The organism is Pseudomonas batumici (assembly GCF_000820515.1).
Taxonomy (GTDB): Bacteria; Pseudomonadota; Gammaproteobacteria; order Pseudomonadales; family Pseudomonadaceae; genus Aquipseudomonas; species Aquipseudomonas batumici.
In genome coordinates, this window is the sequence record NZ_JXDG01000053.1 from 1 (window position 1) to 14,533 (window position 14,533).

The 14,533-nt window shown below is 62.2% G+C and carries 16 protein-coding genes; 15 read left to right on the forward strand and 1 reads right to left on the reverse strand.

Annotated elements, in window-relative coordinates:
- Position 1: 1 nt before the first annotated feature.
- The 15 genes from fliH to flhB all read left to right on the forward strand — a co-directional run bounded on the left by fliH (position 2) and on the right by flhB (position 12,212).
- Complete coding sequence (fliH, locus tag UCMB321_RS19050; protein ID WP_040069833.1) at positions 2-784, forward strand: flagellar assembly protein FliH; 783 nt, start codon at positions 2-4, stop codon at positions 782-784.
- Positions 774-2,132 (forward strand): flagellar protein export ATPase FliI, encoded by a 1,359-nt coding sequence (gene fliI, locus UCMB321_RS19055; RefSeq protein ID WP_040069835.1) that lies wholly within the window; start codon positions 774-776, stop codon positions 2,130-2,132. Before fliH ends, fliI begins: the two co-directional genes overlap by 11 nt.
- A gap of 6 nt (positions 2,133-2,138) precedes the next feature.
- Positions 2,139-2,588 carry a flagellar export protein FliJ gene (gene fliJ / locus UCMB321_RS19060; protein WP_040069838.1) on the forward strand — a complete coding sequence of 150 codons (450 nt, stop codon included), beginning with the start codon at positions 2,139-2,141 and terminating at the stop codon, positions 2,586-2,588.
- 88 nt (positions 2,589-2,676) lie between these two features.
- Complete coding sequence (locus UCMB321_RS19065; RefSeq protein WP_040069840.1) at positions 2,677-2,982, forward strand: STAS domain-containing protein; 306 nt, start codon at positions 2,677-2,679, stop codon at positions 2,980-2,982.
- A gap of 5 nt (positions 2,983-2,987) precedes the next feature.
- Positions 2,988-4,694, forward strand: a complete 1,707-nt coding sequence (locus UCMB321_RS19070; RefSeq protein WP_040069843.1) for an ATP-binding SpoIIE family protein phosphatase — start codon at positions 2,988-2,990, stop codon at positions 4,692-4,694.
- A gap of 41 nt (positions 4,695-4,735) precedes the next feature.
- On the forward strand, positions 4,736-5,080 hold the full coding sequence (locus UCMB321_RS19075) for an Hpt domain-containing protein (RefSeq protein WP_040070035.1): 345 nt from the start codon (positions 4,736-4,738) through the stop codon (positions 5,078-5,080).
- A gap of 94 nt (positions 5,081-5,174) precedes the next feature.
- Positions 5,175-6,650 carry a flagellar hook-length control protein FliK gene (locus UCMB321_RS19080; RefSeq protein WP_040069846.1) on the forward strand — a complete coding sequence of 492 codons (1,476 nt, stop codon included), beginning with the start codon at positions 5,175-5,177 and terminating at the stop codon, positions 6,648-6,650.
- 154 nt (positions 6,651-6,804) lie between these two features.
- Complete coding sequence (gene fliL / locus UCMB321_RS19085; protein WP_040069849.1) at positions 6,805-7,311, forward strand: flagellar basal body-associated protein FliL; 507 nt, start codon at positions 6,805-6,807, stop codon at positions 7,309-7,311.
- Between the two features lie 9 nt (positions 7,312-7,320).
- On the forward strand, positions 7,321-8,289 hold the full coding sequence (fliM, locus tag UCMB321_RS19090) for a flagellar motor switch protein FliM (protein ID WP_040069850.1): 969 nt from the start codon (positions 7,321-7,323) through the stop codon (positions 8,287-8,289).
- Between the two features lie 56 nt (positions 8,290-8,345).
- Positions 8,346-8,813 (forward strand): flagellar motor switch protein FliN, encoded by a 468-nt coding sequence (gene fliN, locus UCMB321_RS19095; protein ID WP_040069852.1) that lies wholly within the window; start codon positions 8,346-8,348, stop codon positions 8,811-8,813.
- Positions 8,814-9,248, forward strand: coding sequence for a flagellar biosynthetic protein FliO (fliO, locus tag UCMB321_RS19100; protein WP_040069854.1), 435 nt, complete (start codon positions 8,814-8,816; stop codon positions 9,246-9,248).
- Positions 9,248-10,000 (forward strand): flagellar type III secretion system pore protein FliP, encoded by a 753-nt coding sequence (gene fliP, locus UCMB321_RS19105; RefSeq protein ID WP_040069855.1) that lies wholly within the window; start codon positions 9,248-9,250, stop codon positions 9,998-10,000. Before fliO ends, fliP begins: the two co-directional genes overlap by 1 nt.
- Positions 10,001-10,015: 15 nt before the next feature.
- Positions 10,016-10,285 carry a flagellar biosynthesis protein FliQ gene (fliQ, locus tag UCMB321_RS19110; protein WP_040069857.1) on the forward strand — a complete coding sequence of 90 codons (270 nt, stop codon included), beginning with the start codon at positions 10,016-10,018 and terminating at the stop codon, positions 10,283-10,285.
- A 1-nt stretch (position 10,286) separates the two neighbouring features.
- Positions 10,287-11,069 carry a flagellar biosynthetic protein FliR gene (gene fliR / locus UCMB321_RS19115; protein WP_040069859.1) on the forward strand — a complete coding sequence of 261 codons (783 nt, stop codon included), beginning with the start codon at positions 10,287-10,289 and terminating at the stop codon, positions 11,067-11,069.
- Between the two features lie 3 nt (positions 11,070-11,072).
- Positions 11,073-12,212, forward strand: a complete 1,140-nt coding sequence (gene flhB, locus UCMB321_RS19120; protein ID WP_040069862.1) for a flagellar biosynthesis protein FlhB — start codon at positions 11,073-11,075, stop codon at positions 12,210-12,212.
- A gap of 91 nt (positions 12,213-12,303) precedes the next feature.
- Here the strand turns inward: flhB and UCMB321_RS29560 are convergent, their stop codons facing one another.
- Positions 12,304-14,205, reverse strand: a complete 1,902-nt coding sequence (locus tag UCMB321_RS29560) for a hypothetical protein (RefSeq protein WP_157016011.1) — start codon at positions 14,203-14,205, stop codon at positions 12,304-12,306.
- Positions 14,206-14,533: the final 328 nt, after the last annotated feature.

The window sequence follows — 14,533 nt, forward strand, 5'->3', positions numbered from 1 at the left end:
CATGACTGATCCAACCGATCTGATCCGCGCCCGGGATGTGAGTGGTTTCGACCTCTGGTCGCTGCCCAGCTTCGACCCGCATGTCGAGGAGCCCGAGCCCGAACCGGTGGAAGAACCGCCGGCCGAGATCGAAGAAGTGCCGCTGGAGGAAGTCCAGCCGCTGACCCTCGAAGAACTCGAAAGCATTCGCCAGGAAGCTTACAACGAAGGCTTTGCCGTGGGGGAGCGGGAAGGTTTCCACAGCACCCAGCTCAAGGTGCGACAGGAGGCGGAAGTCGCCCTGACCGCCAAGCTCAAGGCCCTGGAAGCCCTGATGGGCAATCTGTTCGCGCCCATCGCCGAGCAGGACCGGCAGATCGAGCACAGCCTGGTGGGGCTGGTCGAGCACATGGTGCGCGAGGTCATCCAGCGTGAGCTGAAGACCGATTCCAGCCAGATCGAGCACGTCCTGCGCGAAGCCCTCAAGCTGTTGCCGCTGGGCGCCGACAATATCCGCTTGTACATCAATCCCCAGGACTTCGATCAGATCAAGGCCCTGCGTGAGCGCCACGAAGCCAGTTGGCGCATCGTCGAGGACGAGGCCTTGCAGGCCGGCGGCTGTCGGATCGAAACCGAGCACAGCCGGATCGATGCCACCATCGAAACCCGCATCAGCAAGGCCGTGGCGCAGTTGTTCGATCAGCTCCACGAGCAATCCCTGCATCCGGCGCTGCCGGATATGGCCCTGGAACTGGAAGAAGTCCTGACGAAGGTTTCCACGGCGGACCTGTCCGATGCGTCTTGAGCGCACCAGCTTCGGCAAGCGCTTGAGCGGTTACGCCGGGGCCATCGACCTGCCCGGGCAGCCGATCCTCGAAGGTCGTCTGTTGCGCATGGTCGGCCTGACCCTCGAGGCCGAGGGACTGCGGGCTGCCATGGGGACGCGCTGCCTGGTGATCAACGACGACAGCTACCATCCGGTACAGGTCGAGGCCGAAGTGATGGGCTTTTCCGGTGCCAAGGTGTTCCTGATGCCGGTGGGCAGCGTGGCCGGCATCGCACCCGGCGCCAGGGTCGTGCCCTTGGCCGACACCGGGCGCCTGCCGATGGGCATGAGCATGCTCGGGCGGGTGCTCGACGGTGCCGGGCGCGCCCTCGACGGCAAGGGCGGGATGAAGGCCGAGGACTGGGTGCCGATGGACGGCCCGACCATCAACCCGCTCAACCGTGACCCCATCAGCCAGCCGCTGGATGTGGGCATTCGTTGCATCAATGGCTTGTTGACCGTGGGCCGTGGCCAGCGCCTCGGCCTCTTCGCCGGTACCGGCGTGGGCAAGAGTGTACTGTTGGGCATGATGACCCGCTTCACCGAGGCCGACATCATCGTCGTCGGCCTGATCGGCGAGCGCGGTCGCGAGGTGAAGGAGTTCATCGAGCACATCCTCGGTGAAGAAGGCCTCAAGCGTTCGGTGGTGGTGGCTTCGCCGGCGGACGACGCGCCGCTGATGCGTTTGCGCGCAGCCATGTACTGCACGCGGATTGCCGAGTATTTCCGCGACAAGGGCAAGAATGTCCTGCTGCTCATGGATTCCCTGACCCGATTTGCCCAGGCCCAGCGGGAAATCGCTCTGGCCATCGGCGAGCCGCCGGCGACCAAGGGTTATCCGCCGTCGGTGTTCGCCAAGCTGCCCAAGCTGGTGGAACGTGCCGGCAACGCCGAGGCCGGAGGCGGTTCGATCACGGCGTTCTACACGGTACTGTCCGAAGGCGACGACCAGCAGGACCCGATTGCCGACTCGGCGCGGGGTGTGCTCGACGGACATATCGTCCTGTCCCGGCGTTTGGCCGAGGAAGGCCATTACCCGGCGATCGATATCGAAGCATCCATCAGCCGGGTCATGCCGGCGGTGGTCAGCCCGGAACACATGAGCCGCGCCCAGCACTTCAAGCAGCTCTGGTCGCGTTATCAGCAGAGTCGCGACCTGATCAGCGTCGGTGCCTATGTCGCCGGTGGCGATCGCGAGACCGATACCGCGATTGCTCTGCAGCCGGCGATGACCCAGTACCTGCGCCAGGGCCTGAACGACAATATCAGCCTGGGTGAAAGCGCCGCGCATCTGGCGTCGGTGTTCGCTCCCGTGGCGGGCGGTTGATCCGCCATGGCCCTGAGCCGCGCCGCGCGCCTGGCCCCGGTGGTCGAGATGGCCGAAAGCGCCGAACGCACCGCGGTCCAGCGTCTTGGTTATTTCCAGGGGCAGGTGCGGGTCGCGCAAAGCAAGCTGGAGGATCTCGAGCGTTTTCGTCTGGAATACCAGGAGCAATGGATCCAACGTGGTAGCCTGGGGGTTTCCGGCCAATGGTTGTTGGGTTACCAGCAGTTCCTCGGTCAGCTGGATACGGCGGTCGGCCAGCAGCGCCAGAGCCTGGCCTGGCACCAGAACAATCTCGACAAGGCGCGCGAGGCCTGGCAGCAGGCTTTTACCCGGGTCGAAGGCCTGCGCAAGTTGGTGCAGCGCTATATCGACGAGGCGCGCCAGTTGGAAGACAAGCGTGAACAGAAGTTGCTGGATGAGCTGTCCCAGCGTTTGCCGCGGCAGAGTCCGTATTGATCTGCAGGAATTTTGACGCTCCCGGTTGCCCTACCTTCGGCGGGGTGCTAAACCTTGTACACGTCGCCACTGACAAGGAAGCAGTATCATGGCTGTAGTCGCAGAAGTATCGCCCGATGGCGCAAAATTGACGATCTCCATCAAAGGGCGTTTTGATTTTGGCAGGCATCAGGAATTTCGCGAGTCCTACGAGGGGCTTGCCAAGAAACCGTCGTCCATTGTGGTCGATCTGAAGGAAGCGACCTATCTGGACAGCTCCGCGCTGGGCATGTTGCTCTTGTTGCGCGATCACGCCGGTGGTGATCATTCCGACGTACGGGTGATCAACAGCAACTCGGACGTGCGCAAGATCCTGGCCATCTCCAATTTCGACAAACTCTTCGATATCGGCTGACCTGCATGCAGTCGGGAGCGGAGTCGCTGACGGTATTGATCGCCGAGGATGGTGCGGCCGATCGTTTGCTGCTCTCGAGCATCGTCAGGCGTCAGGGGCATGGGGTGCTGACGGCCAGCAACGGTGCCGAGGCGGTCGCCGTGTTCGAGGCGCAGCGGCCGCAGCTGGTGCTGATGGACGCGATGATGCCGGTGATGGACGGTTTCGAGGCGGCGCGCCGGATCAAGGTGCTGGCCGGAGAGTCGTTGGTGCCGATCATCTTCCTGACCTCCATGACCGAAGTCGACGGGCTGGTGCGCTGCCTGGAAGCCGGGGGCGACGACTTCCTGGAAAAACCCTACAACCAGGTCATCCTGGGGGCCAAGATCAAGGCCATGGATCGTCTCAGGCGCCTGCAGGACACCGTCCTGCAACAGCGCGACCTGATTGCCCGGCACCATGACTACCTGCTCAACGAGCAGCGGGTGGCCAAGGCGGTGTTCGACAAGGTGGCCCACTCCGGTTGCCTGAACGCGCCGAATATCCGCTACCTGCAATCGCCTTATGCGCTGTTCAACGGCGACCTGTTGCTGGCGGCCTACACCCCGGCCGGCGATATGCATGTGCTGCTCGGCGACTTCACCGGCCATGGCCTGCCGGCGGCGGTCGGGGCGATGCCGCTGGCGGAAGTGTTCTATGGCATGACCGCCAAGGGCTATGGGCTGCCGGAAACCCTGCGCGAGATGAATGCCAAGCTCAAGCGCATCCTGCCGGTGGACATGTTCTGCTGTGCCATCTTTCTTTGCCTGAGCCCGCAGCGCCAGGTGGTGGAGGTGTGGAATGGCGGCATGCCGGACGGTTACCTGCATCGCGTGGCTACGGGAGAACGCCAGCCGCTGGTGGCCCGGCACCTGCCCCTGGGGGTGCTCGGGGCCGAGCTGTTCGACTATCACACCGATGTCTACCCCATGGCCCAGGGGGATCGGGTGTTCCTGCTCTCCGACGGGGTGATCGATACCTCTGACCGCGATGATCAGCTCTTCGGCGTGGAGCGCCTGCACCAGGTCTTCGAAGCCAATCTGGAGCCGGATCGCCTGTTCGAGGACATTCAGGAGGCCTTGCAGCGCTTTCACGGCGAAGCCCGGGATGATCTGAGCATGGTCCAGATCACGCTTCCGGCGCCGGCGCGCCAGTTGCCCAGCTCCATGGTCTACTCCGACAGCGGTGAATCCTGCCCGCTGGACTGGTCGGTGAGCTTCGAGTTTCGCGCGGCCACCTTGAAGCGCTTCAATCCGTTGCCGTACCTGCTTCAATTGCTGATGGAGGTGCATGGCTTGCGCACGCAGAGCGGGGCGCTCTACAGCGTCCTCGCCGAACTCTACTCCAATGCCCTGGAACATGGTGTCCTGGGCCTGGATTCGAGTCTCAAGCGCGATGTGCGGGGATTTGCGCAATACTATGAACAACGCAATCGGCGTCTGCTCGAGCTGCAAGAGGGATTCGTGCGGGTGCGCCTGCAGGTGATCCCGCAGGGGGAGGGTGGCCGGTTATACATACAGGTCGATGACAGCGGCAAAGGTTTTGACGTGGCGCAGGTGATGGAGCGTCCCGCACTGCTCGACCGGCTGTCCGGGCGCGGCGTGGGGCTGGTTCGCCAGCTCGGGCGCAATGCCTGTTGGTCGGACAATGGGCGCAGTGCCCACGTGGAGTTTTCGTGGGAGGCTCAGGCATAATTCGTGGGTGTGGAGCAGGGAGCGATCAAGTGGACAACGATATGGAGCATCTGGACCGCGGTGTACTCGGTGCATTGCAGGACATCATGGAGGATGAGTATCCGCTGCTGCTGGATACCTTTCTGGAGGACTCGAGAAAACGCCTGGGGCAGTTGCATCAGGCGAGCAATGCCGCGGATCTCGGGGCGGTGGCGCACAGCTTTAAGGGTAGCAGCAGCAACATGGGGGCGTTGCGCCTGGCCGAGCTTTGCCGTCAGCTGGAGCTGCTGGCCGGACAGTTGCCGCTCGTCGGTGTCGAAGAGCTGATCAACCAGATTGACCGTGAATACGAGTTGGTGCGCCGCGTTTACGAAACCGAACGCGAGCGTTTTCCCGTAAGGCCCTAGTGCCTGTGTCCGCGTCGCCCGGGCAAATATGGCCCGAACCTTGCTTTTGTTCCCTGCATTGTAGTTACCGCCCCTGTGCAGCGGAGATCGTGTTATGCCACTCGCCCCCAATTCGCTCCTCCAGGCCACCGCTGCCGTCAAGCCGCAGGCGGACGCTGTGATTTCAGCGCCGACGGCTGTCGCGGCGCCCAAGGACAATGCTTTCAGCTTCGCGCAGGTCTACCAGGACACCCAGAGCAATCCGGGCAAGCTTGCCTTCAATCCGGTCAAGCCGATGGCGGACACGGCCCCCGTGGCGCCGTCCAAGCCGGACGCGCCGGCCAGCAACGCCAATAATACGGATGCCGCTGCGCAGCCGCCGGTTGCCGGTAGCGGCAAATCCTTGCCTGCCGACAAATCGTCAAAGGCCGGTGACAAGACGGCGTCCGCCGATGGCAAGGGCGGTCCTGACAAGACCAAGGCCGACGGCACGACGGCCTCGACCGATGCCCCGAAGTCCGGCGACAAGACCGCTTCCAGCGATGACGCCAGCAAGGCAACGACCGATACGCCTGTCGCCGCGGCGACGCCGGACCCGACCCTCGACCCGGCCCTGCTCCAGGCTGCCGCGGCGACGCAGACCCCGGCCCCAGCCCCCGCAGCGGCGACCCCGGTCGATCCGACCGTGACCCCGGCCCCGCTGGCGGCAGCGGTGACCGCCGCGGCCAAGCCGGCAGCGGCGACCCCGCCGACCGCCGGTGATGATTTCGATCCGGCCGCCGACCCGCTGGACAACCTGCCGGTCGTACGCCTGGCCATGGAGCAGGGCGGTCACGTCTCGAGCGGCAGCCAGGCTTCGGCGAAATCCACCGACAATAATCCCGTCGATCCGAGCCTGGCGCAGAACCAGGCCAATAACGTTGTCACGTTGCTGGATCAGAAGACCGATCCCGGTAGCACCGACCAGGGCGGCGACAAATCCTTCAAGACGCTGATCGACGACGGTCTCAAGGACCTCAAGAGTGCTTCCAGCGATACCCGGGTCGACGACTTCGCCAATCGCCTGGCAGCGCTGACCCAGGCGGCTACCCCCAAGACCGCCAATGCGCTGCCGGTCAACCAGCCGTTGGCGATGCATCAGAGCGGTTGGAGTGAGGAGGTGGTCAATCGGGTCATGTACCTCTCCAGCGCCAACCTCAAGTCGGCGGAGATCCAGCTGCAACCCGCAGAACTGGGGCGCCTGGATATCAAGGTGAACATGGCGGCCGACCAGCCGACGCAGATCAGCTTCATCAGCGCTCATGCCGGTGTGCGCGACGCGCTGGAGGGCAACATGCCGCGTCTGCGCGACATGCTGCAACAGCAAGGCCTGGGGCAGGCCGATGTCACGGTCTCCGACCAGGCCCGGGGTTGGGCCGGCCAGGGCCAGGGCACGCAGCAGCAACAGCAGCAGGCGCAGAAAGGCAGCAACAGGGGGAGTGGTCTGGGTGGCGACAGCCAGGATGACCTGTCGATTGCCGCCGCCGGCGAAACCGCGGCAGTCAGCCCCAGCGTGGTGGTGGGCTCCAGCGCGGTCGACTATTACGCCTGATGTCTGCGGGAGTCGGCGAGCCGGCTCCCGCAGGTTCTCCCGCAGGCGCCGTGGTATTTCAAAGACTGTATTTCCCTTGTGTCCAATCTGGCATAACACTTGCTCAAGCCTTGCCGTGCGACTATGAAAAATCGAATAGTGACGGATTATTGGCATGGCGAAGAGCGAAGCAGCGGTAAAAGAACCCGGCAGTAAAAGCAAACTCAAGCTCATCATCGTCATTGTGCTGGGCGTGCTGCTGGCCGTCGGCCTGTCGGTGGGCGCGACCTGGTACTTCATGCACAGTGCCCAGAGCAAGCCGGCTCCGGCGCCCGTCGAGGCCGTCAGTAACGGCAAGCAGCCGGCGATCTTCGAACCCATGGCCCCGGCCTTCGTCACCAACTTCAAGGACGCCTCCGGCCGCCAGCGCTACATGCAGGTGAGCATCACCCTGCTGGCGCGCAACCAGGCCGACCTGGATGCCCTTAAAGTCCACATGCCGGTGATCCGCAACAACCTGGTGATGCTCTTCTCCGGGCAGGCCTACGAAACCCTCGCCACCCCGGTCGGCCAGGAACTGCTGCGCCAGAAAGCCACTGCCAGCGTGCAGGAAGTGGCGCAGAAGGAAGTCGGCAAGGTGGTGGTCGAACAGCTGCTCTTCACTAACTACGTATTGCAGTAGGATCACGACATGGCCGTGCAGGATCTGCTGTCCCAGGATGAGATCGACGCCCTTTTGCATGGCGTCGATGACGGTCTGGTGCAGACCGAAACCTCTGCCGATCCCGGCAGTGTCAAAAGTTACGACCTGACCAGCCAGGATCGCATCGTCCGCGGACGCATGCCGACCCTGGAAATGATCAACGAGCGTTTCGCCCGCTACACCCGTATCAGCATGTTCAACATGCTGCGCCGTTCCGCGGACGTGGCGGTCGGTGGCGTGCAGGTGATGAAGTTCGGCGAATACGTGCACTCGCTCTATGTCCCCACCAGCCTCAACCTGGTGAAGATCAAGCCCCTGCGCGGCACCGCCCTGTTCATCCTCGACGCCAAGCTGGTGTTCAAGCTGGTGGACAACTTTTTCGGCGGCGATGGCCGGCACGCCAAGATCGAAGGCCGTGAGTTCACCCCCACGGAGCTGCGGGTGGTGCGCATGGTGCTGGATCAGGCGTTCATCGACCTCAAGGAAGCCTGGCAGGCGATCATGGAAGTCAATTTCGAGTACATCAACTCGGAAGTGAACCCGGCCATGGCCAACATCGTCGGTCCCAGCGAGGCGGTGGTGGTGTCGACCTTCCATATCGAACTCGACGGCGGCGGCGGCGACCTGCACGTGACCATGCCGTACTCGATGATCGAGCCGGTGCGCGAAATGCTCGACGCCGGTTTCCAGTCGGACCTGGACGACCAGGACGAGCGCTGGGTCAAGGCCCTGCGCGAAGACGTGCTGGACGTGGACGTCCCCCTCAGTGCCACGGTTGCCCGTCGCCAGTTGCGCCTGCGGGACATCCTGCACATGCAACCGGGCGATGTGATTCCGGTGGAACTGCCGGAAGACATGGTCATGCGCGCCAACGGCGTGCCGGCGTTCAAGGTCAAGCTCGGTTCCCACAAGGGCAACCTGGCGCTGCAAGTGATTGAGCCGATCGAGCGCCGCTAGGGCGTCGATCAGAAATGTGCCGTGTTAATTGATTTTCTGCTCGCCGAGGACAACTGATGGCTAATGAACACGATATGACTTCCCCGGACGACCAGGCCCTGGCCGACGAGTGGGCGGCTGCCCTGGAAGAAACCGGCGATGCCGGCCAGGCCGATATCGATGCCTTGCTGGCGGCCGACTCCGGCACTGCGCCGAGCTCCAACCGTCTGCCCATGGAAGAGTTCGGCAGTGTGCCCAGGAGCCACGAGCCGGTGACCCTGGACGGTCCGAACCTGGACGTGATCCTGGACATTCCGGTGTCGATTTCCATGGAAGTCGGCAGCACCGACATCAACATCCGCAACCTGCTGCAATTGAACCAGGGCTCGGTGATCGAGCTGGACCGCCTGGCCGGCGAGCCGTTGGACGTGCTGGTCAATGGCACGTTGATCGCCCACGGTGAAGTGGTGGTGGTCAACGAAAAGTTCGGTATCCGTCTGACCGACGTGATCAGCCCGAGCGAACGCATCAAGAAGCTGCGCTGAATGAGCCGGATTTTCGGCCTCCTGTTGCTGTCGCCGCTCGGTGCTTGGGCGGCGGAGCCGCTGGCCACGGCAACGGCGGCCGCGCCGAGTACGCCAGGCAGTATGGCCGGACAGTTGACGCAACTGGTGCTCGGCCTGCTGCTGGTGCTGGGGATCATCTTTGTGCTCGCCTGGCTGTTGCGCCGTGTGCAACAGGTGGGGCCGGGGGCCAAGGGGCGGCAGGTCATCGAGTTGATCGGTTCGCGCGCCCTCGGGCCACGTGACCGTCTGGTGCTGGTGCAGGTCGGCAACGAGCAGATCCTGCTCGGGCTGACGCCGGGCACCATCACCCCCCTGCATGTACTCAAGGAACCGGTCCAGGTGCCGAGCGGCGAGCAGGCCACGCCTGAATTCGCTCAACGCCTGATGGAATTTTTGGGTAAGGATAAGAAGTGATGGGCGCTTTGCGGTTTTTCCTGACGCTGGCCTTGCTGCTGGCGGCACCTTTGGCGCTGGCTGCCGATCCATTGTCGATCCCGGCGATCACCCTGGGCACCGGGGCCAACGGCCAGCAGGAGTATTCGGTCAACCTGCAAATCCTGCTGATCATGACGGCGCTGAGTTTTATCCCGGCGTTCGTCATGCTGATGACCAGCTTCACCCGCATCATCATTGTCTTCTCGATCCTGCGTCAGGCGCTGGGCCTGCAGTCGACGCCCTCGAACCAGATCCTCACCGGCATGGCGTTGTTCCTGACCATGTTCATCATGGCGCCGGTCTACGACAAGGTGAACCACGATGCCCTGCAGCCCTACCTGGCCGAGAAGATGACGGCCCAGGACGCGGTGCTCAAGGCCGAAGGACCGATCAAGGACTTCATGCTGGCGCAGACCCGCAGCAGCGACCTGGAGCTGTTCATGCGCCTGTCCAAGCGCACCGACATCGCCACGCCCGACCAGGCGCCGCTGACCATTGTCGTGCCGGCCTTCGTGACCTCGGAGTTGAAGACCGCGTTCCAGATCGGCTTCATGATCTTCATTCCCTTCCTGATCATCGACCTGGTGGTGGCCAGTGTGCTGATGGCGATGGGTATGATGATGCTGTCGCCGCTGATTATTTCCCTGCCGTTCAAGATCATGCTGTTCGTGCTGGTGGATGGCTGGGCACTGATCATCGGCACCCTGGCCAGCAGTTTTGGCGGTGTCTAGAGCGAGTGATGTGCAATGACTCCTGAAGTCGCAGTCGACATTTTCCGTGATGCCCTCTGGCTGACCACCCTGATGGTCTCGGTGCTGGTGATCCCGAGCCTGCTGGTGGGCCTGCTGGTGGCGATGTTCCAGGCCGCCACCCAGATCAACGAACAGACCCTGAGCTTCCTGCCGCGCCTGCTGGTGATGTTGATCACCCTGATCGTCGCCGGGCCCTGGATGGTGCAGAAGTTCATGGAGTACATCCTGTCGCTGTACGGCAGTATTCCGCAGGTCATCGGCTGAGATGTCGCTGCTGGCGCTGACCGATACGCAGATCAGCAGTTGGGTGGCGAGTTTCATGCTGCCGATGTTCCGGATCGGCGCGGTGATCATGACCATGCCGATCTTCGGGACCACCCTGGTGCCGCGGCGGATCCGCATGTATTTCATCCTGGCGATCACCGTGGTCATCACTCCCGGCCTGCCGCCGATGCCCGACGTGCATCCGCTGGATCTGAGCGGGCTGCTGCTGATCGCCGAGCAGATCATTTTCGGGGCCCTGCTGGGGCTGTCCCTGCAGCTGTTCTTCCAGGCTTTCGTGGTGGCCGGGCAGATCGTCGCCGTGCAGATGGGCATGAGCTTCGCGTCCATGGTCGATCCGGTCAACGGTGTCTCGACGGCGGTGATCGGGCAGTTCTTCACCATGCTGGTGACACTGATGTTCCTGGCCATGAACGGCCACCTGGTGGTCATCGAGGTGCTGACCGAGAGCTTTACCACCTTTCCTGTGGGCAGCGGGCTGTCGACCACGGATTTCTGGGAAATCTCCGGCAAGCTCGGCTGGGTGCTCGGGGCGGCGTTGCTGCTGGTGCTGCCGGCGATTACCGCGTTGCTGGTGGTGAACATCGCGTTCGGCATCATGACCCGTGCCGCGCCGCAGTTGAACATCTTCTCCATCGGTTTTCCGCTGATCTTGGTGTTGGGGATGTTCATCCTCTGGATCAGCCTGGGGGACATTCTCAACCAGTATCAGCCGCTGGCCGTCGAGGCCCTGCGGTTTTTACGCGAACTGGCGCGGGCGCACTGAGCCATGGCAGAGAGCGAGAGCGGTCAGGACAAGACAGAAGACCCCACGGACAAAAAGAAAAAGGAGGCCCGGGAGCGGGGCGAGGTTGCCCGTTCCAAGGAGCTCAGTACCTTTGCCGTGATGATGGCCGGCGCCGGTGCCTTGCTGGTGTTCGGTGGCGCCCTGGCCCAGGATCTGGCCGAGTTGATGCGCTTGAACTTCAGCCTGACCCGGGAGGTGGTGATCGACCAGCGCTACATGGCGATTTTCCTCATGCACTCGGGGGAAATCGCCATCTGGGCGGTGCAGCCGATCCTGCTGAGCATCCTGCTGGCGGCCTTCGTCGGGCCGATCTCCCTCGGTGGTTGGTTGTTCTCCGCCGGCGCCATGGCGCCGAAGTTCAGTCGGATGAACCCCTTGGCGGGGATCAAGCGAATGTTCTCGCCCAAGGCGCTGATGGAACTGCTCAAGGCCATCGGCAAGTTCACCATCATCCTGTTCGTCGGGCTGTCGGTGCTGTCTTCGGATATCGACGACCTGGTGCGTATCGCCCATGAACCGCTGGAGATGGCGATCGTTCACAGCCTGCAGGTGGTGGGTTGGAGTACCTTGTGGATGTCCCTGGGGCTGTTGATCATTGCCGCGGTGGATGTGCCGGTGCAGCTCTATGAGGCCCACCAGCGGCTGTTGATGACCAAGCAGGAAGTGCGCGACGAACACAAGGACCAGGAAGGCCGGCCGGAGGTCAAGCAGCGGATTCGCCAGTTGCAGCGCGAAATGTCCCAGCGGCGGATGATGGCGGCGATTCCCGAGGCGGATGTGGTGATCACCAACCCGACCCACTATGCCGTGGCGCTCAAGTACGACGCGGAGAAGGGCGGGGCGCCGGTGCTGCTGGCCAAGGGCAGCGACTTCCTGGCCTTGAAGATCCGCGAGATCGCTGTCGAACACCAGGTCATGCTGCTCGAGTCGCCGGCCCTGGCGCGTTCGATCTACTACTCCACCGAATTGGAGCAGGAGATCCCGGCGGGCCTGTACCTGGCGGTGGCGCAGGTGCTGGCGTATGTCTACCAGATTCGCCAGTACCAGGCCGGCAAGGGCAAGCGCCCCGATCCGCTCAAGGGCGACCTGCCGATTCCGCCGGATCTGCGCCGCGATTCCTAGGTGATCATCGCGCGTTGAGGATCGTGAGGCGACTGTCGAGGGGCGGTCTGGAGCTGGCAGGTGCTCTCACCTGCCATCCCGGGGTTATTGCTCAAATGCGGCGCCACTTGCGGGTGTTGGCGGCGTAGCGGAATTTGAGGGTATCGCCTGTCTTGAGTTGAATGGAGGTGCCTGAGACGAGATTGGTGCCCATGACGGTGGCCGTCAAGGTGGCGTCGGAGGTCAGGGTGACCTCGTCGCCCGCCCAAGCCGTGAGGGGCAGGGTGATTTCCCTGACCCAGTCGGCATTCTTGAAATGCACCCGGGTTTGTTCTGTGCCGGTATCCTCCATCTGGGCCCCGGCCTGGGCCGCGCCGTAAGAGTGTATGGGCGTCTTGACGGCCTGCCAGGTGGCCTGGTTGTTGAGCATGAAGAGGTATTTGTCACCCCGTTGGAGGCGGTAGACCCGCTGGTCGGGGCGGCGATGGATATGGCTGTCATAGCTGGCTGAAGACGATATCTCGACATAACTGAATACCGGTGCCGAAGTCGGTAAGCTCACGTCCGCCACCCAGTTTCCATCCGCCATCTGGTACTTGATGAGTTTTTCATCGGTGCGCACAACAGGGACCGCGCCTCCCGAAGTGTTGGGGGAGTAAACACGGTCAGGCTGCAATATCCATTTCAGCTCGGCGGTGCTGTATTGGAAGAGGACCACATCATTTTGCTTCAAGATCAGGTCGGCTATCAGAAAGTCACTGTTGGGGACATGCAGTGTTGTTTGTAGTTGGGCTTTGCAAATGATGAGCAGGGTGGCTTTGTTGATCGTTCGGGTAGGGAGTGTCATTGATGCGGACCAATTGCCATTGGCTGTCACCAGGACGATCGCGCCGATGCCATTGGGAATAAAACCGTTGGTGAGACTGTTGGGGGTCAAACGAACAGAGGTCCTTTCTTGATTTCTGAAACTGTTCGCATGAATGCAGTTGTCGATATGCCTACAACGTAAGGACCAGTCGGTGTTGATGATGTGGAACTTCATGATCGGCGAGTTGAATTCGCCTGCGGCAAACCAGCTCATGACGTCCGGCGACATATCGTCGGGTTGATAGACCAGGGTGTATTTGTGTGCCTGGATGGAGCGCAGCTCATAGTCGGGTTTCGACTCTCTACCGACCTGTTCGACGAAGCTCTTCAGCTCGCTGCTGGAAGGCCGGTCCTTGCCTATCCAGCGCTGATTGACCCCGGGCCAGAACAGCGGGTCGCGTTGGTCATTGTTGTAGGCAATCACGACATTTTTCTGCAATTCCCATAGCTGCCTGAGCACCAGGAGCTTCCACCTGGGTTCGATCAGTCTGCTGCCCAGGCGGTTTTTTATAACCGTGGCCAACTCGCGATGTGCCGCGTCGGTAAAGTTCCTGAATTGATGAAAGTCGAGAATGACCACCTCGTTGCTGTGGGCCGTGTAGAGGTTGATGACGGCTTGCAGGCAGTCGCGTTCGACGTTTCTTCCAGAATTCGTGCTGTGGAAGATCGCGAATCTTTTCGGGTCCCCTTGCGGATAGCCAAAGTAAAACTGGACCCTCAGATCGAGCACCCTGATGCCCGTCTGGAGTTGACTATGGGGCGATACGTCCTGGCAGGTGTCATAGCTGTCGGTTTGGGGGGCCTGTTTGTCCGTGGCGGAGTTGTGGGTGCCGGGCAGTATCAGTTCGTCAACGCGCAGGTTGGCGGTGGCACCGGAGTAGTAGCCCATCCAGTTAGGCCGGACATTGTTGAACGGTGAGCAGATGCCGCCGCTGATGCTGCCGTTCGGGCACCAGCCTATCCTGGGTGTCGAAACAGGCTCATCGCCTGGAGCGGGATCGCTGCTGGGGAACTGCTCGGTGTCGGGGTATGGCGCAGGAGCGTAAGGGACGAACTCTGGCTCCACATAAGGTTTCAATACGCCGTGTTCGTCCAGGTCTTCCGGGCGAACACCCATTTGTTCGGCAAGGGAAATATTATCGCTCATGGCAAGCCTCTGCTCGGTGCGCCGGAGCGGCTACTTCCGATATTTCCCGACAACAGTCGCTCGATAACTTATTGGATACCTCCATGGCTGTTTCAACCACTGTCAGAAGTATCAGGTTGACGTTTCTGTCCTGTGTGCTATCGGCTGGAGTCAAGGCGCACGGGCGTGTTGCGCGTAGGTTTCCTCATCGCGGAGAGGGGCGACCAACGGCAGTGAGGACAAGGTCAGGGTCGAGGACATCCGGTTGAATCGCGGGATCCTGTACATGAAAGGGAGTGATCTGCAGTTTGGCAAGTTGACCGCGAGCGACATCAGAACCGCCCAGTGA

What these genes read in the sequence shown, in the direction of transcription:
- fliH (WP_040069833.1), top strand. Translation starts at nt 2, where the DNA reads ATGACTGATCCAACCGATCTGATCCGCGCCCGGGATGTGAGTGGTTTC.
- fliI (WP_040069835.1), top strand. Translation starts at nt 774, where the DNA reads ATGCGTCTTGAGCGCACCAGCTTCGGCAAGCGCTTGAGCGGTTACGCC.
- fliJ (WP_040069838.1), top strand. Translation starts at nt 2,139, where the DNA reads ATGGCCCTGAGCCGCGCCGCGCGCCTGGCCCCGGTGGTCGAGATGGCC.
- UCMB321_RS19065 (WP_040069840.1), top strand. Translation starts at nt 2,677, where the DNA reads ATGGCTGTAGTCGCAGAAGTATCGCCCGATGGCGCAAAATTGACGATC.
- UCMB321_RS19070 (WP_040069843.1), top strand. Translation starts at nt 2,988, where the DNA reads ATGCAGTCGGGAGCGGAGTCGCTGACGGTATTGATCGCCGAGGATGGT.
- UCMB321_RS19075 (WP_040070035.1), top strand. Translation starts at nt 4,736, where the DNA reads ATGGAGCATCTGGACCGCGGTGTACTCGGTGCATTGCAGGACATCATG.
- UCMB321_RS19080 (WP_040069846.1), top strand. Translation starts at nt 5,175, where the DNA reads ATGCCACTCGCCCCCAATTCGCTCCTCCAGGCCACCGCTGCCGTCAAG.
- fliL (WP_040069849.1), top strand. Translation starts at nt 6,805, where the DNA reads ATGGCGAAGAGCGAAGCAGCGGTAAAAGAACCCGGCAGTAAAAGCAAA.
- fliM (WP_040069850.1), top strand. Translation starts at nt 7,321, where the DNA reads ATGGCCGTGCAGGATCTGCTGTCCCAGGATGAGATCGACGCCCTTTTG.
- fliN (WP_040069852.1), top strand. Translation starts at nt 8,346, where the DNA reads ATGGCTAATGAACACGATATGACTTCCCCGGACGACCAGGCCCTGGCC.
- fliO (WP_040069854.1), top strand. Translation starts at nt 8,814, where the DNA reads ATGAGCCGGATTTTCGGCCTCCTGTTGCTGTCGCCGCTCGGTGCTTGG.
- fliP (WP_040069855.1), top strand. Translation starts at nt 9,248, where the DNA reads ATGGGCGCTTTGCGGTTTTTCCTGACGCTGGCCTTGCTGCTGGCGGCA.
- fliQ (WP_040069857.1), top strand. Translation starts at nt 10,016, where the DNA reads ATGACTCCTGAAGTCGCAGTCGACATTTTCCGTGATGCCCTCTGGCTG.
- fliR (WP_040069859.1), top strand. Translation starts at nt 10,287, where the DNA reads ATGTCGCTGCTGGCGCTGACCGATACGCAGATCAGCAGTTGGGTGGCG.
- flhB (WP_040069862.1), top strand. Translation starts at nt 11,073, where the DNA reads ATGGCAGAGAGCGAGAGCGGTCAGGACAAGACAGAAGACCCCACGGAC.
- UCMB321_RS29560 (WP_157016011.1), bottom strand. Translation starts at nt 14,205, where the DNA reads ATGAGCGATAATATTTCCCTTGCCGAACAAATGGGTGTTCGCCCGGAA.